The organism is Phytobacter palmae (assembly GCF_039409775.1).
In the GTDB taxonomy this organism is placed as follows: Bacteria; Pseudomonadota; Gammaproteobacteria; order Enterobacterales; family Enterobacteriaceae; genus Phytobacter; species Phytobacter palmae.
In genome coordinates, this window is record NZ_JBCIVJ010000001.1 from 81,621 (window position 1) to 105,764 (window position 24,144).

General features: G+C 51.9%; 26 protein-coding genes. 21 read left to right on the forward strand and 5 right to left on the reverse strand.

All coding sequences use genetic code 11. The annotated features are described in order from the left end of the window. Positions 1-20 precede the first annotated feature (20 nt). On the reverse strand, positions 21-503 hold the full coding sequence (locus AAIG39_RS00430; protein ID WP_090081989.1) for a zinc ribbon-containing protein: 483 nt from the start codon (positions 501-503) through the stop codon (positions 21-23). Positions 504-731: 228 nt separating this feature from the next. On the opposite strand from AAIG39_RS00430, the gene leuS reads away from it, so the two are divergent. Genes leuS through nadD form a run of 4 tightly spaced genes read left to right on the forward strand, consistent with a single transcriptional unit; the run spans position 732 to position 5,551 of the window. Further along, on the forward strand, positions 732-3,314 hold the full coding sequence (gene leuS, locus AAIG39_RS00435; protein ID WP_343192941.1) for a leucine--tRNA ligase: 2,583 nt from the start codon (positions 732-734) through the stop codon (positions 3,312-3,314). Between the two features lie 14 nt (positions 3,315-3,328). Further along, positions 3,329-3,877, forward strand: a complete 549-nt coding sequence (gene lptE / locus AAIG39_RS00440) for an LPS assembly lipoprotein LptE (RefSeq protein WP_090081994.1) — start codon at positions 3,329-3,331, stop codon at positions 3,875-3,877. Further along, the gene (holA, locus tag AAIG39_RS00445) at positions 3,877-4,908 is read left to right on the forward strand and encodes a DNA polymerase III subunit delta (RefSeq protein ID WP_343192942.1); all 1,032 of its coding nucleotides are present in this window, start codon (positions 3,877-3,879) and stop codon (positions 4,906-4,908) included. The genes lptE and holA overlap by 1 nt, the downstream gene beginning before the upstream one ends. Before the next feature lies 1 nt (position 4,909). Further along, positions 4,910-5,551 carry a nicotinate-nucleotide adenylyltransferase gene (gene nadD / locus AAIG39_RS00450; protein ID WP_343193140.1) on the forward strand — a complete coding sequence of 214 codons (642 nt, stop codon included), beginning with the start codon at positions 4,910-4,912 and terminating at the stop codon, positions 5,549-5,551. Here nadD and cobD read toward each other — a convergent pair. Continuing rightward, positions 5,526-6,617, reverse strand: coding sequence for a threonine-phosphate decarboxylase CobD (gene cobD / locus AAIG39_RS00455; protein ID WP_249568695.1), 1,092 nt, complete (start codon positions 6,615-6,617; stop codon positions 5,526-5,528). The two genes, nadD and cobD, sit on opposite strands and share 26 nt — an antisense overlap. 97 nt (positions 6,618-6,714) lie before the next feature. On the opposite strand from cobD, the gene AAIG39_RS00460 reads away from it, so the two are divergent. The 11 genes from AAIG39_RS00460 to lipA all read left to right on the forward strand — a co-directional run bounded on the left by AAIG39_RS00460 (position 6,715) and on the right by lipA (position 17,455). Continuing rightward, entirely contained in the window at positions 6,715-7,326 is a 612-nt protein-coding gene (locus AAIG39_RS00460) for an adenosylcobalamin/alpha-ribazole phosphatase (protein WP_249568696.1), read from the forward strand. Positions 7,327-7,585: 259 nt separating this feature from the next. Then, a complete protein-coding gene (gene rsfS, locus AAIG39_RS00465) occupies positions 7,586-7,903 on the forward strand; it encodes a ribosome silencing factor (RefSeq protein WP_047371285.1) in 318 nt (105 codons plus the stop codon). A gap of 3 nt (positions 7,904-7,906) precedes the next feature. Next, positions 7,907-8,374: a 23S rRNA (pseudouridine(1915)-N(3))-methyltransferase RlmH gene (gene rlmH / locus AAIG39_RS00470; RefSeq protein ID WP_041852135.1), complete on the forward strand. Its 468-nt coding sequence runs from the start codon at positions 7,907-7,909 to the stop codon at positions 8,372-8,374. 26 nt (positions 8,375-8,400) lie between these two features. Further along, positions 8,401-10,302, forward strand: coding sequence for a peptidoglycan DD-transpeptidase MrdA (gene mrdA, locus AAIG39_RS00475; protein WP_090082002.1), 1,902 nt, complete (start codon positions 8,401-8,403; stop codon positions 10,300-10,302). 2 nt (positions 10,303-10,304) lie between these two features. Continuing rightward, positions 10,305-11,417: a peptidoglycan glycosyltransferase MrdB gene (gene mrdB / locus AAIG39_RS00480; protein WP_090082004.1), complete on the forward strand. Its 1,113-nt coding sequence runs from the start codon at positions 10,305-10,307 to the stop codon at positions 11,415-11,417. 10 nt (positions 11,418-11,427) lie between these two features. After that, a complete protein-coding gene (rlpA, locus tag AAIG39_RS00485; protein ID WP_343192943.1) occupies positions 11,428-12,573 on the forward strand; it encodes an endolytic peptidoglycan transglycosylase RlpA in 1,146 nt (381 codons plus the stop codon). Between the two features lie 138 nt (positions 12,574-12,711). Then, on the forward strand, positions 12,712-13,923 hold the full coding sequence (gene dacA / locus AAIG39_RS00490) for a D-alanyl-D-alanine carboxypeptidase DacA (protein ID WP_047371289.1): 1,212 nt from the start codon (positions 12,712-12,714) through the stop codon (positions 13,921-13,923). Positions 13,924-14,024: 101 nt separating this feature from the next. Beyond that, the gene (gene ybeD, locus AAIG39_RS00495; protein ID WP_007373847.1) at positions 14,025-14,288 is read left to right on the forward strand and encodes a DUF493 family protein YbeD; all 264 of its coding nucleotides are present in this window, start codon (positions 14,025-14,027) and stop codon (positions 14,286-14,288) included. Between the two features lie 88 nt (positions 14,289-14,376). Next, a complete protein-coding gene (lipB, locus tag AAIG39_RS00500; RefSeq protein WP_090082011.1) occupies positions 14,377-15,018 on the forward strand; it encodes a lipoyl(octanoyl) transferase LipB in 642 nt (213 codons plus the stop codon). Between the two features lie 308 nt (positions 15,019-15,326). Continuing rightward, entirely contained in the window at positions 15,327-16,280 is a 954-nt protein-coding gene (locus AAIG39_RS00505; protein ID WP_343192945.1) for a YbeF family transcriptional regulator, read from the forward strand. A gap of 209 nt (positions 16,281-16,489) precedes the next feature. Continuing rightward, positions 16,490-17,455, forward strand: a complete 966-nt coding sequence (gene lipA, locus AAIG39_RS00510) for a lipoyl synthase (RefSeq protein WP_090082015.1) — start codon at positions 16,490-16,492, stop codon at positions 17,453-17,455. A 74-nt stretch (positions 17,456-17,529) separates the two neighbouring features. Here the strand turns inward: lipA and tatE are convergent, their stop codons facing one another. Together tatE and AAIG39_RS00520 are read right to left on the reverse strand one after the other, a co-directional pair. Continuing rightward, on the reverse strand, positions 17,530-17,733 hold the full coding sequence (gene tatE, locus AAIG39_RS00515) for a twin-arginine translocase subunit TatE (protein ID WP_090082018.1): 204 nt from the start codon (positions 17,731-17,733) through the stop codon (positions 17,530-17,532). 127 nt (positions 17,734-17,860) lie between these two features. Then, on the reverse strand, positions 17,861-18,649 hold the full coding sequence (locus AAIG39_RS00520; protein WP_343192946.1) for a deaminated glutathione amidase: 789 nt from the start codon (positions 18,647-18,649) through the stop codon (positions 17,861-17,863). 88 nt (positions 18,650-18,737) lie between these two features. Here AAIG39_RS00520 and crcB point away from each other — a divergent pair, with 88 nt between their 5' ends. Then, on the forward strand, positions 18,738-19,121 hold the full coding sequence (gene crcB, locus AAIG39_RS00525) for a fluoride efflux transporter CrcB (RefSeq protein WP_249568700.1): 384 nt from the start codon (positions 18,738-18,740) through the stop codon (positions 19,119-19,121). A 55-nt stretch (positions 19,122-19,176) separates the two neighbouring features. Here the strand turns inward: crcB and cspE are convergent, their stop codons facing one another. Further along, positions 19,177-19,386 (reverse strand): transcription antiterminator/RNA stability regulator CspE, encoded by a 210-nt coding sequence (cspE, locus tag AAIG39_RS00530; RefSeq protein ID WP_012542460.1) that lies wholly within the window; start codon positions 19,384-19,386, stop codon positions 19,177-19,179. 1,004 nt (positions 19,387-20,390) lie between these two features. Here cspE and dcuC point away from each other — a divergent pair. The 5 genes from dcuC to uspG all read left to right on the forward strand — a co-directional run bounded on the left by dcuC (position 20,391) and on the right by uspG (position 24,035). Then, a complete protein-coding gene (gene dcuC, locus AAIG39_RS00535; RefSeq protein ID WP_090082022.1) occupies positions 20,391-21,764 on the forward strand; it encodes an anaerobic C4-dicarboxylate transporter DcuC in 1,374 nt (457 codons plus the stop codon). 97 nt (positions 21,765-21,861) lie between these two features. Beyond that, the gene (gene rna / locus AAIG39_RS00540) at positions 21,862-22,671 is read left to right on the forward strand and encodes a ribonuclease I (protein ID WP_343192948.1); all 810 of its coding nucleotides are present in this window, start codon (positions 21,862-21,864) and stop codon (positions 22,669-22,671) included. A 170-nt stretch (positions 22,672-22,841) separates the two neighbouring features. After that, entirely contained in the window at positions 22,842-23,252 is a 411-nt protein-coding gene (rnk, locus tag AAIG39_RS00545) for a nucleoside diphosphate kinase regulator (RefSeq protein ID WP_343192949.1), read from the forward strand. 134 nt (positions 23,253-23,386) lie between these two features. Continuing rightward, entirely contained in the window at positions 23,387-23,476 is a 90-nt protein-coding gene (gene yldA / locus AAIG39_RS00550) for a small membrane protein YldA (protein WP_283775804.1), read from the forward strand. 130 nt (positions 23,477-23,606) lie between these two features. Then, positions 23,607-24,035: a universal stress protein UspG gene (uspG, locus tag AAIG39_RS00555; RefSeq protein ID WP_090082027.1), complete on the forward strand. Its 429-nt coding sequence runs from the start codon at positions 23,607-23,609 to the stop codon at positions 24,033-24,035. Positions 24,036-24,144 lie beyond the last annotated feature (109 nt).

Below are 24,144 nucleotides of genomic sequence, written 5' to 3' on the forward strand. Positions count from 1 at the left end.
GGTTACCGTTTTAGGTTTATCTACGGCTCAAAGGGCCTTCTCTGGAACTGGTCATGACCGCATTTCGGACACAGCGGCAGCACATCCGGCGTATAAATAGCCAGATGGAAATGACATTTCTCGCACACAAGGTTACCCAGTCCCACCACTTCGCCGCTGTGGTAAACCCCGTGATGATTAAGATCCTGGAAAACCTCACGCCACTCCAGTTGCGTTTTATCGGTGATATCCGCCAGCTCCTGCCATAAACTCTCTTTTATGACTCGCATAAACACGCTGTCGATGACATCGTCCTGACTTTCCTCATAACTGCGAGCGAACTCTTCCAGATCGCGGCGCACCGCGCGCGTTAACTCTTCAATTTCAGTACGCGTTAGCTCCCCGGTCTGGCTTACGCGTTGACGCGCCTGGGCTACCAACGCGTCAACATCCCTTTCGCCATTACGTAGCCGCTCGGTCAATGACGCAACCAGTTCGCGATAATATTGAGCAACCTTGTTCATTGTTTTCCTCTCCCGGGCAGTTAACCTGTTCTAATAATAGACGTTATTTCCCGCGGGCTTTGTCAATTACCCCACAGAGTTGGTAAATTCTCGTCGGGGGCTTTTCGCAGGCTAAATGTGCGAAAGGCTGTTGTGACGAAGTCGTTTGGGCTATGCTATGCGGATCTGAAAAACCACGTAAAACGCTACATTTGTAGCTGTATCGCAAATACAGGACCACTGGCTGCCATGCAAGAGCAATACCGCCCGGAAGAGATAGAATCCAAAGTCCAGCTTCACTGGGAAGAGAAGCGTACCTTCGAAGTAACTGAAGACGAGAGCAAAGAAAAGTATTACTGCCTGTCGATGCTTCCCTATCCTTCTGGCCGACTACACATGGGCCACGTGCGTAACTACACCATCGGTGACGTGATTTCCCGTTATCAGCGCATGCTGGGCAAGAACGTGCTGCAGCCAATTGGCTGGGATGCGTTCGGTCTGCCAGCAGAAGGTGCGGCGGTGAAAAATAAGACGGCCCCGGCACCGTGGACGTACGACAATATCGCCTACATGAAAAACCAGCTCAAAATGCTGGGCTTCGGCTATGACTGGAGCCGCGAGCTGGCGACCTGTACCCCGGAATACTACCGCTGGGAACAGAAGTTTTTCACTGAGCTGTATAAAAAAGGCCTGGTTTACAAGAAGACGTCTGCCGTTAACTGGTGCCCGAATGACCAGACCGTTCTCGCGAATGAACAGGTTATCGATGGCTGCTGCTGGCGCTGCGACACCAAAGTTGAGCGTAAAGAGATTCCGCAGTGGTTTATCAAAATCACCGCCTATGCCGAAGAACTGCTCAACGACCTGGATCATATGGATCAGTGGCCTGATACGGTGAAAACCATGCAGCGCAACTGGATTGGCCGTTCTGAAGGCGTGGAAATCACCTTCAATGTTAATGGCGATGACAAAACGCTGACCGTGTACACCACCCGCCCGGACACCTTTATGGGTGCCACTTATCTGGCGGTTGCAGCGGGTCACCCGCTGGCGCAGAAAGCGGCGGCAACGAATACTGAACTGGCAGCCTTTATCGACGAATGCCGTAATACCAAAGTGGCCGAAGCAGATATGGCGACCATGGAGAAAAAAGGCGTTGATACCGGCTTTAGAGCGGTTCACCCATTAACCGGCGAAGAGATTCCGGTCTGGGCTGCGAACTTCGTGCTGATGGAGTACGGTACTGGTGCCGTAATGGCCGTTCCGGGACACGACCAGCGCGACTATGAATTTGCCAGCAAATATAATCTGCCGATCAAAGCGGTCATCCTTGCAGCAGATGGTTCTGAACCCGATCTGTCAGAACAGGCGTTGACCGAAAAAGGTACTCTGTTTAACTCTGGCGAATTCAGTGGCCTGAGCTTTGAAGATGGCTTCAACGCTATTGCCGACAAACTGGCGGCTCTGGGCGTTGGTGAGCGCAAAGTCAACTATCGTCTGCGTGACTGGGGCGTTTCCCGTCAACGTTACTGGGGCGCACCGATCCCGATGGTGACGCTGGAAGACGGTACCGTGATCCCGACACCAGAAGATCAGATCCCGGTGATTCTGCCGGAAGATGTGGTCATGGACGGCATCACCAGCCCTATCAAAGCCGATCCTGAGTGGGCGAAAACCACCGTCAACGGCCAGCCTGCGCTGCGAGAGACCGATACTTTCGACACCTTTATGGAGTCCTCCTGGTACTACGCGCGTTACACCTGCCCACAATACGACGAAGGTATGCTGGACCCGAAAGCCGCTAACTACTGGCTGCCGGTGGATATCTACATTGGCGGTATAGAACACGCCATCATGCACCTGCTCTACTTCCGCTTCTTCCATAAGCTGATGCGCGATGCGGGTATGGTGAACTCTGACGAACCAGCAAAACAGCTGCTCTGTCAGGGTATGGTGCTGGCAGATGCCTTCTATTATGTTGGTGAGAGCGGCGAACGTAACTGGGTTTCACCGAAAGACGCTATCGTTGAGCGCGACGAGAAAGGCCGTATTATTAAGGCAAAAGACGCGGCGGGCCATGAGCTGGTGTATACCGGCATGAGCAAAATGTCCAAGTCGAAAAATAACGGCATCGACCCCCAGGAAATGGTGGAACGTTACGGCGCAGATACCGTACGTCTGTTTATGATGTTCGCCTCGCCTGCGGATATGACGCTGGAATGGCAGGAGTCCGGTGTGGAAGGGGCAAACCGCTTCCTGAAACGTGTCTGGAAACTGGCTTATGAACATAAAGCCCTCGGCCCGGTTGTGGCGCTGGATACTCGCGCACTGAGCGAAGACCAGCAGGCGCTGCGCCGCGACGTTCACAAAACTATCGCTAAAGTCACCGATGATATTGGTCGTCGCCAGACCTTCAATACTGCGATTGCGGCGATTATGGAACTGATGAACAAACTGGCGAAAGCACCGACTGAGGGCGAGCAGGATCGTGCTCTGCTGCAGGAAGCGCTGCTGGCGGTTGTCCGTATGCTTAACCCGTTCACTCCGCATGCAAGCTTTACCCTGTGGAAAGAGCTGGGTGGTGAAGGCGATATCGACAACGCGCCGTGGCCAGTTGCAGACGACGCGGCGATGGTTGAGAACACCACGCTGGTTGTTGTGCAGGTTAACGGTAAAGTACGCGGTAAAATCACCGTTGCCGTTGACGCGACCGAAGAGCAGGTTCGTGAGCGTGCAGGCCAGGAACCGCTGGTCGCAAAATATCTTGATGGCGTTACCGTGCGTAAAGTGATTTACGTACCAGGTAAACTGCTTAATCTGGTCGTTGGCTAAGCGCGGGAGGAAGCGTGCGATATCTGGCAACATGGTTGTTATCTCTGGCGGTGCTTCTCACCGCCGGATGCGGCTGGCACTTGCGCAATACGTCGCAGGTGCCAGGCAATATGAACACAATGATTTTCGATTCCGCAGATCCGAACGGTCCTCTTAGTCGTGCTGTACGTAATCAGCTGCGTCTGAATGGTGTGCAACTGCTGGAGAAAGGCTCATTGCGTAAGGATGTCCCTTCCCTGCGCCTTGGAACTATGTCTCTCGCACGTGATACCGCGTCTATTTTCCAGGACGGACGCACTGCTGAGTATCAATTAGTGATGACAGTTGACGCCACCGTGCTGATTCCGGGGCATGACATCTACCCGATTAACACCAGGGTGTATCGTTCATTCTTTGATAACCCGCAGACGGCGCTGGCGAAAGATGCCGAACAGGACATAATCCTTGAGGAAATGTACGACAAGGCTGCGGAACAGCTGATTCGTAAACTGCCCAGCATTCAGGCGGCAGATAACGAGAAAAATCCGCCTTCCTCGCGTCCCGCAGCGAAACCGGGTAGCTGATGCTCAAGCTGTATCCGGAACAACTCCGCGCGCAGCTCAATGAAGGGCTGCGCGCGGCATATTTACTGCTGGGAAATGACCCTCTTTTATTGCAGGAAAGCCATGATGCCGTCCGGCAGGCTGCCTTCGCACAAGACTTCACCGAACATCACGCCTTCACCCTTGATGCCAGCACGGACTGGGATGCAATCTACGCTATTTGTCAGGCGCTGAGCTTGTTTGCCAGCCGTCAGATACTGTCATTACAGTTGCCGGAAAATGGGCCTAACGCCGCGCTAAATGAACGCCTCGCCATGCTGGTGAGCCTGCTTCATGACGACCTGATATTGATTGTGCGTGGAAATAAGCTGACCCGGGCGCAGGAAAACGCCGCCTGGTATACTGCTCTGGCTAATCGCAGCGTTTCGGTCAGTTGTCAGACCCCGGAGCAGGCCAATCTACCTCGCTGGATTGCCGCACGCGCGAAGCAGAACAACCTGCAACTGGATGATGCCGCCAGTCAACTGCTTTGTTATTGCTATGAAGGTAATTTGCTGGCCGCCTCGCAGGCTCTGGAAAGACTGGCACTGCTGTTCCCGGACGGTAAGCTGACGCTGCCGCGTGTCGAGCAGGCCGTTAACGATGCCGCTCACTTTACCCCCTTTCACTGGGTAGACGCGCTGCTTGCCGGCAAAAGTAAGCGTGCGCTTCATATATTGCATCAACTTAAACTTGAAGCCAGTGAACCCGTCATCCTGCTGCGTACTATCCAGCGTGAACTCATGTTACTGGTGACGCTAAAACGACAGTCTGCACATACGCCGCTGCGTTCGCTGTTTGATAAATATAGGGTCTGGCAAAATCGGCGTGGCATTATCGGTGAAGCGCTACAACGACTGAGCAGTGAGCAACTGCGCCAGGCCGTACACTTGCTTACGCGTATCGAATTAATTGTGAAACAGGATTTTGGTCAGTCGGTGTGGGCAGAGCTGGAGGGACTTTCTCTGCTACTCTGTCATAAGGCACTGGCAGACGTTTTTATTGATGGTTGATATGAATCAGTTGCAGGCACTTTTTGGCGGTACTTTTGATCCTGTTCACTACGGGCACCTGAAACCGGTCGAAGCGCTGGCAAACCAGATTGGTCTGTCACGCGTCATTATTATGCCCAATAACGTACCTCCCCATCGCCCACAACCTGAGGCGACGAGCGAACAGCGTAAAGCCATGGTGGAACTGGCTATCAGCGACAAACCGCTTTTTGCCCTTGATGAGCGTGAACTGCGGCGCGAGAGTCCTTCTTACACGGCGCAAACTTTACAGGCGTGGCGAGAAGAGCAAGGGCCGACGCGCTCGCTGGCCTTCATTATTGGTCAGGATTCGTTGCTAACGTTTCCCACATGGCATCATTATGAAACCATTCTGAACAACAGCCATTTGATTGTCTGTCGCCGTCCTGGCTACCCGTTAGCTATGGAAAATGAGGCCGATCAGCAGTGGCTGGAAGACCATCTGACACACAATGCAGATGATTTACATACTCTGCCTGCCGGGAAAATCTATCTGGCGGAAACGCCGTGGTTCAACATTTCCGCCACGCTTATTCGCGAACGGCTGGAAAGAGGCGAGAATTGCGATGACCTGCTCCCTGCCACGGTGCTCAATTATATTAATCAGCACGGCCTCTATCGCTGAGGATGTTATCCAGCGCGCCAGTCAGCCGATTGTTTTCTGACGCGCTGCGCACCGCCACACGGTAGTATCGCGCATCAAGCCCAGGATAATTTGCACAACTACGAATTAAAATGTGCTGCCGGAGCAGTGCCTGCTGCAGGTCAATACCGGCATCACAACGCAAGAACAGATAATTCGCCACTCCCGGCCAGACGGACAACCCGGGCATATTTTCCAGCGCCTGACGCAAACGCGGGCGTTCCGTGTTGAGCCATTCCCATGTTTCTTTTCGATACGCGCTATCGTTTAAGACCACCTCTCCCGCCAGCGCCGCAAAAGCATTAATAGACCAGGGCATCTGCTGCTGGCGCATACGGGCGACAGCCAGTGTGTTACTGCTGAGCAAATATCCCAGTCGCAGCCCGGGAATAGCATAAAACTTGGTCAGAGAACGCAGCACCCAAATATGTGGGTTTTCAGCCAGATGGGGGACAAATCCATCGCGATCGCTCAGGAAATCCATAAAGGCTTCATCCAGCACAAGTGTAATACCGAGCTGCCTGCAGCGCGCGGCAATGTCATGCATCAGTGAAGCATCCGGCAACAGGCCTGTGGGATTGTTGGGTGTGCAGAGGAACAGGCAGTCAACGCCGCCCGTTAACGCATCAAGAATGGCCTCAGTTAGCTGCCAGCCATCTTCTTCACGCAGCGCATAATCGACGATATCACATCCTGAAAGCTGCAGGGCGCGACGATATTCAGCAAACCCGGGGGTGACGAGCATCACCCGGCGCGGCAGAAGACCTTTTACCAGCGTAAATATCGATTCGGTCTCACCGTTGCCCGCGAGGACCCACTCGACGGGAACCTGATGATGTGCGGCAAGCGCCTGATGTAATTGCTGATACTCAGGATCCGGGTAGCGCTCAGCCACAGCAAAATTATTCAGTAGTGCCTGTTTCAATAACGCGGGCATACCTGCCGGGTTAATATTCGCACTGAAATCCAACAAATCCTCGGCTGAAACACCCACCATAGCAGCGGCCTCACGGATATTTCCACCGTGCGCGCTGTGAAATAAAGCCATCTTCTGCTCCGGGCAAAAACGCTATTTTAAACGAAAAGCCACCAGGAATAAGGGTGTAATGATAAACTTCGTGCAGAAAACCGCACGGGAGAAAACAATGCGACTCTGGTTGATTCGACATGGCGAAACCGAAGCAAACGTTGCCGGGCTCTACAGCGGTCACTCACCAACCCCGTTAACTGCAAAGGGGATTGCACAGGCGCAAACGCTGCATCACCTGCTACGGGAAGTGCCTTTTGACCGGGTGATCTGTAGCGAACTCGAACGTGCACAGCACACCGCAAGACTGGTCCTCAACGATCGCAATATTGTTCAACACTCAACGCCGTTGCTCAATGAGATGTTTTTTGGCGACTGGGAGATGCGTCACCACCGGGACCTGACCCGAGAAGATCCGCAGAGCTATGCCGCATGGTGCGCCGACTGGCAAAATGCCATTCCGACCAATGGCGAGGGTTTTCAGGCGTTTTCCGCGCGTGTAAAAGATTTTATCCGCCAGATCCCCCACTGGGGTCCGGCAGAAAATCTGCTGATAGTTAGCCATCAGGGTGTATTGAGCCTGCTTATCGCCAGTTTACTTAAAATGCCAGCGGCGTCGTTGTGGCATTTTCGCGTAGATCAGGGGACCTGGAGCGCAGTTGATATTCACGACGATTTTTGCACATTACGCGTACTCAACAGCCGCGCGGTGTGGCAAGCAGAGGATTAACGCCCCTTTTTTCACCCGGCACGCCTGTCACGGAAGTCTGGTCATTGACACGCACGGACAGGCTGCTATTCTCCGCACCGCCATCTGCGGCCTTGCAAATTGTTTTACAAAAATGGCGATGCAATCTCATTCATGGGGTGGGATGATAGCCCACTTTTTAAAAGCAGGGTCGGACATTTGTCCCGACAATGGTCGCAGTTCAGGTATAATGTCAGGCCATTTATTTACACCACTTTCACGTACACCCCAGGGGGAACACTTGCAGGGTAAAGCACTCCAGGATTTTGTAATCGACAAAATTGATGACCTGAAAGGTCAGGACATCGTCGCACTAGACGTTCACGGCAAATCCAGTATCACCGACTGTATGATAATCTGCACCGGCACATCCACCCGCCACGTTACGTCCATCGCGGATCATGTGGTTCAGGAGTCCCGTGCTGCCGGTATGCTTCCACTGGGTGTGGAAGGCGAAAATGCTGCCGACTGGATCGTCGTAGACCTGGGGGATGTCATTGTTCATGTGATGCAGGAAGAGAGTCGCCGCCTGTATGAACTGGAAAAGCTCTGGGGTTAATGCGTGAAGTTGCAACTGGTAGCCGTCGGCACAAAAATGCCTGACTGGGTACAAACCGGGTTTACTGAATATCTGCGTCGTTTCCCGAAAGATATGCCTTTTGAGCTAGTGGAAATCCCGGCGGGCAAGCGCGGCAAAAACGCAGATATTAAGCGTATTCTCGACAAAGAGGGTGAACTGATGCTTGCTGCGGCAGGTAAAAATCGGATCGTCACCCTTGATATCCCCGGTAAACCCTGGGATACACCGCAGCTGGCAAATGAGCTGGAACGCTGGAAACAGGATGGACGTGACGTCAGCCTGCTCATCGGCGGCCCGGAAGGGTTATCCCCCGCCTGTAAAGCTGCGGCAGAACAAAGCTGGTCACTCTCTGCGCTAACGCTTCCTCACCCGCTGGTGCGTGTGCTGGTAGCGGAAAGTTTGTATCGCGCATGGAGCATCACGACCAACCATCCTTATCATCGTGAGTAATGACCACCAGGTAAACTAAGCAGCGGATGAAATTACAGAATTCTTTTCGCGACTATTCGGCTGAGTCTGCGCTGTTTGTGCGCCGGGCCCTTGTCGCTTTTGCAGGGATTTTGCTGCTCACCGGCGTACTCATCGCCAACCTTTATAATCTGCAAATTGTCCGTCATGCTGACTACCAGACGCGTTCTAATGAGAACCGCATTAAACTGGTACCTATTCCGCCAAGCCGCGGCATTATCTATGATCGCAACGGCACGCCACTGGCGCTGAACCGCACAATTTATCAGATTGAGATGATGCCGGAAAAGGTCGACAACGTTGAGCAAACACTCAATGCGCTGCGTGACGTGGTGGATCTGACCGATGAGGACATTGCCAACTTCAAAAAGGAGCGCTCCCGCTCCCACCGCTTCACCTCGATTCCGGTCAAAGCTAACCTGAATGAAGTTCAGGTGGCGCGCTTCGCGGTTAATCAGTATCGATTCCCCGGTGTGGAAGTAAAAGGCTATAAGCGCCGTTACTATCCGTTCGGCTCGGCATTGACACATGTCATCGGCTACGTATCCAAAATCAACGATAAAGACGTCGAACGACTGGATAAAGAAGGCAAGCTGGCAAACTACGCGGCCACGCATGATATTGGCAAACTCGGCATCGAACGCTATTACGAAGATGTGCTGCACGGACAGACCGGTTACGAAGAGGTTGAAGTTAACAACCGCGGACGCGTTATTCGCCAGTTAAAAGAGGTGCCGCCGCAAGCGGGGCATGACATCTACCTGACGCTGGATTTAAAACTGCAGCAATATATCGAAACCCTGCTGCAGGGTAGTCGTGCTGCGGTCGTGGTAACCGACCCGCGCAATGGTGCCATTCTCGCGCTCGTCTCTACGCCAAGCTATGATCCGAACCTTTTTGTCGACGGTATCTCCAGCAAGGATTACAGCGCGCTTCTCAACGATCCGAACACGCCTCTTGTTAACCGCGCCACGCAAGGGGTTTATCCGCCGGCATCAACGGTGAAACCCTATGTTGCCGTTTCGGCGCTGAGCGCCGGGGTAATTACCCGTAATACCACCCTTTTCGACCCTGGCTGGTGGCAACTGCCCGGCTCAGAAAAACGCTATCGCGACTGGAAAAAATGGGGGCATGGTCGCCTGAATGTCACCAAGTCGCTGGAGGAATCAGCGGATACCTTCTTCTATCAGGTCGCCTACGACATGGGTATTGACCGTCTTGCCGAGTGGCTGACCAAATTTGGTTACGGTCAGTATACCGGTATCGACCTGGCAGAAGAGCGCTCGGGTAATATGCCAACGCGCGAATGGAAGCTTAAACGCTTTAAGAAACCCTGGTACCAGGGCGATACGATTCCCGTCGGGATTGGCCAGGGTTACTGGACCGCAACGCCCGTACAAATGAACAAAGCGATGATGACGCTCATTAACGATGGCGTTGTCAAAGTGCCGCACTTATTAATGAGCACGATGGAAGACGGTAAACAGGTTCCATGGCAACAGCCGCCGCAAAAACAGGTTGGCGATGTGCACTCCGGCTTCTGGGAAATCGCTAAAGATGGGATGTATGGCGTGGCAAACCGCCCGAATGGTACCGGGCATAAATACTTCGCCGGTTCACCTTACAAAGTCGCGGCGAAATCAGGTACAGCCCAGGTCTTCGGACTAAAAGCTAACGAAACCTATAACGCGCATCGCATCGCCGAACGTCTGCGTGACCATAAGCTGATGACGGCGTTCGCGCCCTATGATAATCCCCAGGTTGCGGTTGCAATGATTCTGGAAAACGGCGGTGCCGGTCCTGCGGTTGGTACAATCATGCGCCAAATCCTCGACCATATAATGCTTGGCGATAACAATACTGATTTGCCGTCGGAAAACCCGGCATCAACAGCGGCAGAGGACCAATAATCATGACGGATAATCCGAACAAAAAATCGTTCTGGGATAAAATCCATATCGATCCCGCCTTCTTGCTGATTGTGCTGGCGCTGTTGTTCTATAGCGCGATGGTTATCTGGAGCGCCAGCGGCCAGGATATCGGCATGACGGAGCGCAAAGTCGGTCAAATCACTATGGGCCTAATCGTGATGGTTGTGCTGGCGCAGGTTCCACCTCGTGTTTATGAAGGCTGGGCACCCTACCTTTACGTTTTTTGCGTCATCCTGCTGGTCGCCGTTGATGCTTTCGGGGCGATCTCCAAAGGTGCTCAGCGCTGGCTTGATTTAGGCATCGTCCGTTTCCAGCCATCTGAAATTGCGAAAATCGCCGTACCGCTAATGGTGGCGCGTTTTATCAACCGCGATGTTTGCCCGCCATCGTTAAAAAACACCGCCATTGCGCTGGTGCTGATATTTATGCCAACGCTGCTGGTGGCCGCCCAGCCCGACCTCGGTACCGCTATTCTTATCGCCATGTCCGGCCTTTTCGTGCTGTTTTTATCCGGCCTGAGCTGGCGCCTTATTTTAGTGGCCGTCCTCCTGATAGCAGCATTTATTCCCATATTATGGTTCTTCCTGATGCACGATTATCAGCGCCAGCGCGTCATGATGTTGCTCGATCCGGAAACCGATCCGCTTGGCGCGGGCTATCATATTATTCAGTCCAAAATCGCCATCGGCTCCGGTGGGTTACAGGGGAAAGGTTGGCTGCACGGGACGCAGTCACAGCTGGAGTTTTTGCCAGAACGCCACACCGACTTTATCTTTGCCGTACTTGCCGAAGAGTTAGGGCTGATTGGTATTTTGATTCTGCTCGGGCTTTATGTACTGCTGATCATGCGCGGCTTATGGATTGCCGCGCGCGCGCAAACCACCTTTGGTCGGGTCATGGCTGGTGGTTTGATGTTGATTTTATTCGTTTATGTATTCGTAAATATTGGTATGGTGAGTGGTATCTTGCCGGTGGTGGGCGTACCGTTGCCGCTGGTGAGTTATGGGGGCTCAGCCCTGATTGTACTGATGGCGGGGTTTGGTATCGTGATGTCGATTCATACCCACAGGAAGATGTTATCAAAAAGCGTATAAGGGGTGCGCAATGCGTAAGCAATGGCCAGGTGTCTGTATAGCAGCAGTATTGCTGGCGTCATGTTCAAGTGATGATGGTCAGCAAAAGACGATGGTTGCGCCGCCTGCTCCGGTGTGCAACGGTCCGGTCGTTGAAATCAGCGGCGCGGAGCCTCGTTTTGAGACGCCGAATCCTTCGGTAAACCAGGATTACGAGCGCGACGGCAAAAGCTACAAAATTGTGCAGAATCCTTCGCAGTTCAGCCAGGCAGGATTTGCTGCCATTTATGATGCGGAACCGGGTAGTAATTTAACCGCGACGGGAGAAACGTTCGATCCGTTACAACTGACTGCCGCTCACCCGACGCTGCCTGTTCCGAGCTATGCCCGTATCACTAACCTGGCCAATGGTCGCATGGTGGTGGTACGCATTAACGATCGTGGCCCTTATGGGAATGATCGCGTGATCTCATTGTCGCGTGCGGCGGCCGATCGCCTGAACACGTCGAACAACACCAAAGTGCGTATCGACCCGATCATTGTGGCACAGGACGGTTCAATGTCCGGCCCGGGCACCGTCTGTACCACTATCGCAAAACAGACCTATGCTCTGCCGGCACTCCCGGATTTGAGCGGCAATGGCGCGTCGCAACCAGAGCCAGCTCCCGATAACGTACGTATCATCAGCAATTCAACGCTGAAAGGGGACGAAAATACAAAGCCGGTAAGTAGCGGCGGTTTCCTTGGGGCGCCGACACCGCTACATGCAGGCGTACTTGAAGGCACAGAAGCCCCGGCGCCGGCCATTACAACCCAGACCACGCCCTCTGTCCCGGCTGCACCCGTAGCGAGCGCGCCGGTAACGCGCACCGCCCCCGTGGCGGCGCCCGTTACCGCGCCAGGTTCCGTGCAGGGCCACGTTGCGACATCCGCGGCACCGGTAGCTGCCAGCGGAAGTTATATGGTGCAGGTTGGAGCAGTAAGCGATCAAACCCGCGCGCAACAGTATCAACAGCGCCTGGCCCAGCAGTTTGCTGTGCCAAGCCGGGTGGTACAAAACGGCGCAGTGTGGCGTATTCAGCTCGGGCCTTTTACCAATAAGTCGGACGCCAGTGCATTACAACAGCGTCTGCAAAATGAAGCGCAGTTACAGTCTTTTGTGACCAACGCGCAATAACAGATTTGGCATCTGACTTTGTCAACCAGTGTAAATAGCATTAACAAAGTCATGCGGAAAGTCGGATGCCTGTCAGAATAGCTTTTGCTATAGTAGGGCACTTTTTTTAACTCCATCACGGATGTCGTTGTTCAGACCATGAAGACCACTCTCTCCGTTCGTTTCGTACAGCGCCTGGCGCTCACCACGGCACTGACTGCCGCCACTCTCGGCACAGCCCATGCTGATGACCTCAATATCAAGACCATGATTCCTGGCGCGCCACAGATTGATGCCGAATCCTGGATCCTCATCGATTACAACTCCGGTAAGGTGTTGACAGAACAGAACGCCGACTCGCGCCGCGATCCGGCCAGCCTGACAAAAATGATGACCAGCTACGTCATCGGCCAGGCAATGAAAGCGGGTAAATTCAAAGATAGCGATCTGGTCACTATCGGCAATGACGCATGGGCGACCGGCAACCCGGTGTTCCGTGGCTCTTCTCTGATGTTCCTGAAACCGGGTATGCAAGTTCCGGTTTCGCAACTCATCCGTGGTATCAACTTACAGTCTGGTAACGACGCCTGTGTGGCGATGGCCGATTACGTTGCAGGTAGCCAGGACGCGTTTGTCGGTCTGATGAATAACTACGTTAACGCGCTTGGTCTGCAGAATTCCCACTTCCAGACTGTTCATGGTCTGGATGCTGAGGGGCAGTACAGCTCCGCGCGCGACATGGCTCTGATTGGCCAGGCGCTGATTCGTGATGTGCCAAACGAATACTCTATCTACAAAGAGAAAGAGTTCACCTTTAACGGTATCCGCCAGACCAACCGTAACGGTCTGCTGTGGGATAACAGCCTGAATGTCGACGGCATCAAAACCGGTCATACGGACAAAGCGGGTTACAACCTGGTGGCCTCTGCAACCGAAGGCCAGATGCGCCTGATCTCCGCAGTCATGGGTGGCAGAACGTTCAAAGGGCGTGAAGCCGAAAGTAAAAAACTGCTGACCTGGGGTTTCCGTTTCTTCGAAACCGTTAGTCCGCTGAAAGCAGGCAAAGAGTTCGCCTCAGAGCCAGCCTGGTTCGGTGATAACGATCGCGCTTCGCTGGGTGTTGATAAAGACGTCTATCTGACTATCCCACGTGGCCGCATGAAAGATCTTAAGGCGAGTTATGTGTTAACCACCAGTGAACTGCACGCGCCGTTGCAGAAAAACCAGGTGGTTGGCACGATTAACTTCCAGCTGGACGGCAAAACTATCGAACAACGCCCTCTGGTCGTGCTGCAGGAAATCCAGGAAGGGAATTTCTTCGGCAAAATCATCGACTATATCAAGCTGATGTTCCACCACTGGTTCGGCTAAAAAACGAACACTTGAAAGTGTGATTTCCGTCCCCATATACTAAGCATCTCAAAAACTCCTGCCCTTTCGGCAGGAGTTATTATTTTTACGCCGGAGCTGACATGAAAACCAATCTCAAAGAACTGCTTGAATTCCCGACTCCCTTTACTTACAAAGTGATGGGACTGGCGAAACCAGAGCTGGTTGATCTGGTGGTTGAAGTGGTACAGCGCCATGCGCCCGGTGATTACTCTCCGCAGGTAAAACCGAGCAGCAAAGGCAATTACCACTCGGTATCCATCACCATCACCGCCACGCATATTGAGCAAGTTGAGACGCTGTACGAAGAATTAGGCAATATTGAAATTGTTCGTATGGTGCTGTAATTAAGCAAGGTGTTACCGGGCCTCTGGTCGGGTAACACCCTCTCTGTGGTATACTCCCCTCACCTTTTCTACTCCCGGAGATGCTGTTTTGTCTCAGGATACAATCCTAATCCGTAACCTTGGCCTGCAGCCCTATGACCCTGTGTCTGAGGCAATGCATGAATTCACGGAAACCCGCACCGAGAGCACGCCTGACGAAATCTGGCTGGTTGAACATAACCCGGTCTTTACACAGGGCCAGGCAGGTAAAGCTGAACATGTACTCTCCCCGGGAGATATTCCGGTCATACAAAGCGATCGTGGAGGTCAGGTCACCTATCACGGGCCTGGTCAGCAGGTCATGTACATATTAATAAACCTCAAGCGTCGTAAACTTGGTGTCCGTGAACTCGTCACCGTGATGGAGCAAACTGTCATTGATACGCTGGCGGAACTGGGAATTGAGGCTCGTGCGCGCGCCGATGCGCCAGGCGTTTATGTGCAGGATAAAAAGATCTGTTCGCTGGGGCTGCGCATTCGTAAAGGTTGCTCATTTCATGGCCTGGCGCTGAATATCGCGATGGATCTAACCCCTTTTTTACGCATCAATCCTTGTGGGTATGCCGGAATGGAAATGACGCAGGTTAAACATTTTGTGCCTGATGCCAATATGGACAAAATAAGACCTGTGCTTATTAGCCATCTTTTAGCACAGCTAAACAATCCGTCACACATATATACCAGTACTTAATATATGATGTATAACGGCTTGCTTTTTAAGCAAGTCGTTATTTATTTCCCCCAGTTATACTTTACAACCGCAGTACTCTTCTCTATTTTCAAAATACCTGCCTGATCGGGTTAATTCGTAACGCGTGACACATTTGCAGCTACGTCGAATTGCGAATAGCCGGATTAAATTTAAGCTTAATGTCCTGCATCATGCTGAAAATCATCCATAATGATGATATGTGAAGAAAAAAACAGCTTAAATTACACATCACCATAAATAATAAATTCAACTATCATTCATATTGCGAATGATTACGGAGTACAAGCGTGGATTATAATAACCAGTCGGAACAGAAAATAGCCGAGCGACCCGAAGATGATAAACCGCAAATCTTCAGAACGTTACGCAATATTGACCTCAATTTATTGACCATCTTTGAGGCAGTATATGTACACAAAGGGATTGTGAATGCCGCACGAGTGCTTAACCTGACGCCATCTGCAATTAGTCAATCCATTCAAAAACTACGAACGATATTTCCCGATCCGCTTTTTATTCGCAAAGGTCAGGGCGTGACGCCAACAGCCTATGCTTCGCATTTACATGAGTATATTAGCCAGGGTCTGGAGTCCATTCTCGGGGCACTCGATCTCACCGGTAGTTATGATAAACAGCGAACTATCACCATCGGTACTCCCCCTTCTCTGCGCGCGATTGTCATTCCCGTTATCTGGCAGGCGATCAAAGAGAGCGCACCACATCTGGTGATGCGCAACATTCCTATTCATGATGCCGAAAACCAGCTCAGTCAGTTCCAGACCGATCTCATCATTGACACCAATATCCCGTCCGCCCGCACTCTGAGCCATCATGCACTGTATACGGATCGGTTGATGCTGGTTTGTCGCGAAGGACACCCCTGCCTGCGCGCGACTATCAATGAAGATGTCCTGCAACACTACGAACACACCTTATTGATGCTAGAGGGACAAAACCTGAGTGCGTTGCGTCAGCGTGTTCAGGATCTGTTCCCTGAACGTCAGGTCAGCTTTAGCAGTTACAATATGTTCACTATCGCAGCACTGATTGGCAACAGTGATATGTTGGGGCTGATGCCGACCCGCCTGTTTAAGCTTTTTAGCGCGTGCTGGCCGCTGGTGGAAATTGATTTTCCGCCAGTCAGTAACGAAAGACTGGACGTTTCTTTGTATTACAATAAATTAAGCCTGCGTGACCCAGTACTGGAAAACGTGATCAACGTTATTCGCCGTGCATTCTGATGTCCGTATCAGCCTGGCAAAACGGCTAATCTCCCTTGGGCAAAGAGTACAAAACAACAACTATTTTACATTTTGCCCAGTTGCCAGGCTGCTTTCTGTCCCCTATCAATGCTATACTGCACGTCATTAATTCAAAAATAGTTGATAAATACAACATTCCCTTGAATTGAAACACTTACTTCGTTATCCGCAACTGGAACACGCACGCTATGAGTAAACCCATTGTGATGGAACGCGGTGTTAAGTACCGCGATGCCGATAAAATGGCCCTTATCCCGGTTAAAAACGTGGCAACAGAGCGCGAAGCCCTGTTAAGAAAACCGGAATGGATGAAAATCAAACTTCCGGCTGACTCGTCCCGTATTCAGGGCATCAAGGCGGCCATGCGCAAAAATGGGTTACACTCGGTTTGCGAAGAAGCGTCCTGCCCGAACCTGGCAGAGTGTTTCAATCACGGCACGGCAACCTTCATGATTCTTGGCGCAATCTGTACGCGCCGCTGTCCGTTCTGCGATGTGGCGCATGGTCGCCCTGTTGCACCGGACGCTAACGAACCGAAAAAACTGGCACAGACTATTTCTGATATGGCGCTGCGTTACGTCGTTATTACCTCGGTAGACCGTGACGATCTGCGTGATGGCGGCGCTCAACACTTCGCTGACTGTATCAGCGCAATTCGCGAGAAAAATCCCGCTATCAAGATTGAGACGCTGGTGCCAGACTTCCGTGGTCGTATGGACCGCGCGCTGGACATTTTGACGGCTACCCCGCCGGATGTGTTTAACCACAATCTGGAGAACGTACCGCGCATTTACCGCCAGGTTCGTCCGGGAGCAGACTATAACTGGTCACTAAAACTGCTGGAACGGTTTAAAGAAGCGCATCCTGAAATCCCCACCAAATCTGGTTTGATGGTGGGACTTGGCGAAACCAATGCTGAAATTATTGATGTCATGCGCGACCTGCGCCGTCATGGCGTTACTATGTTGACGCTTGGCCAGTATCTGCAACCAAGCCGCCACCACCTGCCTGTACAGCGTTATGTCAGCCCGGAAGAGTTTGATGAAATGAAAGCGGAAGCGCTGGCGATGGGCTTCACCCATGCCGCATGCGGTCCATTCGTGCGTTCGTCCTACCACGCCGACCTGCAAGCTAAAGGTGTTGAAGTAAAATAATGCAGTAATATCTGATTACACTTGCAATAAAAAAACCGGCGTAGTGCCGGTTTTTTTATGCTGCACGAACAGGCTTACTCTTTATGAGAAAGCTTTTCGGCCGGAACGTCGTCTTGCGCAGTTTTCTTCGCCGTGGTGTCATCGTCGTTCATGGCTTTTTTAAAGCCCTTGATCGCTGTACCCAGATCACCACCCAGCGTACGAAGTTTTTTGGTACCAAACAGCAGAACGACCAGTGCGGCCACCACCAGCAATTTGGTAATACTAATCTCACCCATAGATACCTTCTTTCATAAAACGGACTGCGTAAAGCACCATTATAACCTGATGTCATTAACGGTCATTCGACGCGCGCACACAATAGCAATCTGTAACGAGATGAATCAAGCATTGTTTAAAAAAACATCACATCAGTTGCGGTGGAGCGAAACGGCGATTTCGCAGTACCGGTAATTTCTCTCGCGTCTGCGATAAACGCTGCTGCGTAACCTCCGCTATGATGAGTTGCGGGGCTTCCCCCGCCGCAGCAACAACCACACCCTGAGGGTCGACCACCTGACTCTGGCCAATATTTTTATTGCCACATTCACCTGACGCCACGATATAACAGGTCGTATCCAGCGCTCGCGCCGCCAGTAACGTCGCCCAGTGCTTCTCTTTGAGCGGACCCCGTACCCACGCAGCGGGAAGTGCCAGGATGTCTGCCCCTTTTAGCGCCAATGATAACGCCAGCTCAGGGAAGCGCAGATCATAGCAGGTCATTAACCCGACCTTCATCCCGTCTACGTCAATTAACGGTGCGATTTCATGCCCCGCATCCACACGAGCGGACTCTTGCATGTTAAACGCGTCGTAGAGATGGAGTTTGGCGTAATGGGCAATAATATGCCCTTCGCGCAACGCCACCAGCGTATTTACCGCCCTTCCGGACGAGGATGGCACATGAATGGTCAGAATGGTGGTCAGCATGTTTTTGCGGCTCTCCTCCAGTAACAGGCTTAAAAAGCCGCCATCAAGCATCTGAGCCGATTTCACAGACATATGAGGGTCGTTGTCATCTCGCGCCAGTAACGCCTCTGGAAGTACCAACAGCGACGCCTGCTGGCGTGCCGCTTGTGCCATCAGTGTGACACACGTATGGGCATTCATTTGCCAGTCCGGGGTAACAACAAACTGCCCTGCTGCAACAATCATCGTTTTCTCCTGCTTCTGTCGCCATAGCCAGTCTTCCGCTTCGGCGTTACACTCATCACTCTAACAAATCAAATAGCAGGATTTCCCCGTGTTACAACTTCTTTTAGCTGTATTTATTGGTGGCGGGACCGGTAGCGTGGCACGCTGGGCGCTCAGCATGAAATTTAACCCTGCCCATCATGCTATTCCGCTGGGGACACTCACAGCGAATTTAGCCGGTGCGTTTATCATTGGCATGGGACTGGCCTGGTTTAACCGTATGACCCATGTTGATCCAATGTGGAAAGTGTTACTGACCACAGGCTTTTGCGGTGGTCTGACAACGTTTTCAACGTTTTCGGCGGAAGTGGTTTTTTTATTGCAGGAAGGTCGTTTTAGCTGGGCTTTGCTTAACGTGGCGGTTAACCTGCTCGGATCATTTGCGATGACGGCGCTCGCCTTCTGGTTGTTTTCCAGCGTTAATGCAAATTAAGGACAAAAAAAACCCGCCTTAGAGGCGGGTTTTGAAATTCTGTCTTATTGCTAACTTAGATAGCCATTACGTTAGCAGCAGAAGGACCTTTGGCACCGTTAGTGATTTCGAACTCTACACGCTGACCTTCAGCCAGAGTTTTGAAACCATTGCTCTGGATTGCAGAGAAGTGTACGAACACGTCTTTGCTGCCATCTTCCGGAGTAATGAAACCGAATCCTTTGGATTCATTAAACCACTTAACGTTACCTTTAATCTTAGACATCAATATTACCTTTACATGAAAAACGACACAAATGCTGTGTCGGGTTACAGTACAACAATTGTGAAGACTTTTGTCCAGTCGTTATTCATCAAAAAGTGATAAATGTCGCTAAGTTTTTTCAAAGCTGCTGTTTATTTGGGATCCGCATCAATGGTCAAGAAGTAACCACCTCAAAAATGCTACCTCCCGAAAACGAGACGCCGCATTTTACCCGAAGATTAGCGACAACGGTGAAGCAATTCGTATACCGCCGGGATAATAAGCATCGATAATAACGGCATGGCGCCCGCCGCCGATCATCAGCACCGCTTCAAAGCTCTGCGCGCTTTACTGAATACGCTTTCCACTTGCGGGACAGTCTTTATCAGTCTTCCGTCTGCTGTTAATGCCTCGCACCTTCGTGGGGAGAAATTCCCGGCAGCGTCGACGGCATTGAGGTCATTTTCATTCGACGCAGGCATAAGTTCCCTGCCCAGGCGACTGGGCGGTCAAAACGTGGCAAGCAGTAACAACAAGGCAACGCCGCCAGACGCTTTCTGCCAACTCAGCAGCCGGTCCGGCAACAACGCATGGAGGCGAATAAGAAAACAATTGATCCGAACGCGACCAGCAACATCGCAAGATTCCGACTCATTACATATTAACGACTTACCCAGCTTGTGCGCCTGATTGCCAGTCGCTAAAAATGGGGACCGGGAGCGTTCTTACTCTTTTTAAAGCTTTTTTGATTACTGTACGTGGCTTATGCATGAGCAACTAAAGCAATTAAATTTATTAACTTTTTATCATCTTTTAAGATCTTCCCTGGCCCATAATTTTCTACGAAGTTGCGCAACTGCATTTTTGTGATTTTGCGGAAAATAAGCAAAAATGCGCGATAATATACGCAAAACGATCCTTCCTTGATTTTAATCATCTACTCATTAACGGTTATTCGGCACATTGCGTTTCTTCCTTTTCCGGTAGTCATTTTTCCTGTTCTTTACGCTGGGATCCAGAACATTATGTTAACGTTTATTGAACTTCTGATTGGCGTCGTGGTAATCGTGGGTGTCGCACGCTATATCATCAAAGGTTACTCTGCCACTGGCGTGCTGTTCGTCGGCGGGCTGACGTTGTTAATCGTCAGTGCGCTGATGGGGCATAAAGTCCTGCCGGGCAGCGCTACCAGCACGGGTTACACCGCAACAGATATCGTTGAATACATCAAAATCTTGCTGATGAGCCGGGGCGGTGACCTGGGCATGATGATCATGATGCTGTGTGGGTTTGCCGCCTATATGACCCATATCGGTGCCAACGACATGGTCGTTAAGCTCGCTTCCCGTCCGCTGCGTTTTATTAACTCGCCTTATTTATTAATGATTGCCGCCTATTTTGTCGCTTGCCTGATGTCCCTGGCGGTCTCCTCGGCTACCGGGCTTGGCGTGTTATTAATGGCAACGCTCTTCCCCGTGATGGTGAACGTGGGAATAAGCCGTGGGGCCGCCGCTGCTATTTGCGCCTCTCCGGCCGCTATTATTTTATCTCCCACCTCCGGGGATGTGGTTTTAGCCGCGAAAGCCGCAGAAATGCCGCTCATCGACTTCGCGTTCAAAACGACGCTGCCGATCTCCATCGCTGCCATTATTTTTATGGCCATCGCCCACTATTTCTGGCAGCGCTATCTGGATAAAAAAGAGAACATCACTGCAGAGATGCTGGATGTAAAAGACATTACCACCACTGCGCCGTCGTTCTACGCCATTCTGCCGTTTACGCCGATCATCGGCGTGCTGATTTTCGACGGGAAATGGGGACCTGAGCTGCATATCATCACTATCCTGGTGATCTGCATGCTGCTCGCCGCAGTGCTGGAGTTTTTTCGCGGTTTCAATACGCAGAATGTCTTTTCCGGCCTGGAAGTAGCCTATCGCGGCATGGCAGACGCGTTTGCTGGCGTAGTAATGCTGTTAGTTGCAGCCGGCGTCTTTGCTCAGGGGCTCAGCACGATAGGCTTTATCCAGAGTCTGATCTCTATTGCCACCTCGTTTGGTTCCGCAAGTATCATTCTGATGCTGGTGCTGGTCATTCTCACCATGCTGGCGGCGATGACGACGGGATCCGGTAATGCGCCGTTCTATGCATTTGTGGAAATGATCCCCAAGCTGGCGCACGAATCAGGCATCAACCCGGCTTATCTCTCTATACCGATGTTGCAGGCTTCTAACCTTGGACGCACCATTTCACCGGTGTCCGGCGTGGTGGTGGCCGTTGCAGGTATGGCCAATATTTCTCCGTTTGAAGTGGTAAAACGGACATCCGTGCCGGTCATAGTGGGTCTGATTGTAGTGATCGTGGCGACAGAGATCCTGGTTCCAGGCGCTGCCGTGCATTAACGGTCTGTTCAGCCATAACGCAAAAAGCGCCCGTCCGGCGCTTTTTGTGCTTTAATAACTTACGGAAATTATCTAAACACATTCATTAGGATCAGAAATGTTCAGAAAGGGACTCGTCGCCAGTCTGGGTGTCGCCATGGCGATGCTGTCGCTCACCCCCGTTTACGCTGCCCCGCTCGAGCCCAAACAGTACGGTGATTTTGACCACTATGTGCTTGCACTTTCGTGGCAAACCGGTTTTTGCCAAAGCCAGCATGACCGCGGTGGGCGCGATCCGCAGGAGTGCCGACTGCAAAAAGAATTGCCGCAAAAAGTCGACTTTCTGACCGTTCACGGCCTGTGGCCCGGCCTGCCGAAATCTATTGCGGCACGCGGCGTGGATGAGAAGCGCTGGATGCGATATGGCTGCGCCACGCGCCCTGTTCCCAATATGCCTGAGGCGAAAGTCAGCCAAAAATGTTCTGCCGCTGAAACCGGGATGTCCCTGGAAGTGGCGAATAATCTCAACTCAGTTATGCCAGGCGCTGGCGGCTCATCTTGCCTTGAGCGTTACGAATACGCCAAACACGGCGTTTGCTTCGGTTTCGATCCGGACGCCTTATTTGCAACGATGGTGCGTCTGAACCAGGAAGTGAAACGCAGTGCGCCGGGGCTTTTTCTGGCAAGCAACTATGGTAAACACGTAAGCCGTAGCGATTTTGACGCCGCCGTTGCTAAGGCCTGGGGAGTTAACAGTGTTAAGGCTGTAAAACTGAACTGTAACGGTAACCCGGCGTATCTTACCGAAATGCAAATTGCCATTGACGCGCGGGCAATCAACGAGCCGCTTTCCGCGAAATCGCTGCTGGCGCAACCTCATCCGGGAAACTGCGGGAATGACTTTATTATCGACAGCGTCGGTTATTAATACCGTCCTTTTCGGGTTAAGGATATAAACCCGGCAAATGTGAGCTAAGTCACTTCAAAGTTGTGTGCAGTCTCAGTATTATCCGAAGAGTTAAACCCTCGCTGCCAGACGGCGAGGGTTTTTCTTTGGATTAATCTGGCGGGATTTCGCCTCATGACATGGAGTAATAGATGTCCAGACCTGCAATTATCATCAATGAACTTGACGCTGAGCGCATTGACCGTCTGCTGGAGCAACCCGCTCATGCCAGTCTGCCGGTCGCGAAAGTGCTGAATGACGAACTGGATCGCGCGCAGATGTGTGCGCCCGAAGCGATGCCAGCCAACGTGGTAACCATGAACAGCACGGTAAAATTCCGTGAGTTGAAAAGTGGCGAGATCCGCACACGAACCCTCGTCTACCCGGCGCAAATGTCCGATAGCGCGACGCAACTGTCCGTTATGGCCCCGGTCGGTGCTGCATTACTGGGCTTACGGGTCGGCGACAGTATCCACTGGGAACTGCCGGGTGGTGCGACAACCGATCTCGAAGTGCTGGAGTTAATCTACCAGCCGGAAGCCGCTGGCGAGTATCTGCGCTAAGCACGCCATACGCTGTTAAGAGGATGCATACCACATCCTCTTTTCCTTTCCTGCATCACCTCACCCGAATGTCGCATATCTTTGCCCCCTCCAGGCTTCTATTGTGGTAAGAGTTTTTTGCCCTGGGTTCGCATATGAGCGAAACATGGATCCTTACTCTTATCTATTTGATCGTGGCGGTGATTATTGTCGCAGCCGTGCTTTATCTCGAACGGCGCTGGTAACAGCCGGTCCGGGGAGTCTTCTGTCTCCCCTAAAACACCAGGGCAACTAAATAATTGCCAGTGATGTAGCAGAATCACGCAGTCATTCCTGCTGAAATACCAGAGACATAATCTACAGGGAGACACGTTTATGTATCAGACAATCATTATGCCGGTAGATGTTTTTGAAATGGAGTTAAGCGACAAAGCCGTGCGCCACGCCGAGTTCCTTGCTCAGGAGACGGGTGTCATCCATTTACTGCACGTTCTGCCTGCTTCATCCAGCCTCAGTCTGCACCGATTCGCTGCCGACATTCGTCGTTTTGAAGAACATTTGCAGCATGAAGCGCAAACCCGTCTGACCACGATGGTAAGTCACTTTTCAATTAGCCCTGAACGTATCCGTACCCACGTTCGTCTGGGGAGCGTACGCGATGTGGTCAATGAGTTAGCAGAAGAGTTACATGCGGATATGGTGGTGATTGGTTCACGTAACCCCTCGATTACTACCCATTTGCTGGGGTCAAATGCTTCAAGCGTAGTACGTCATGCGCACATTCCAGTGCTGGTTGTACGGTAAAAAAAAGAGGCTGCCTCAGGCAGCCTCTTTATTATTGCAGGTTTAGCCCCTTTCATTCTTCGGATTGCCTGTGCGTTAGCTTCATGCAACCCCAATTATTTGGGCTGGT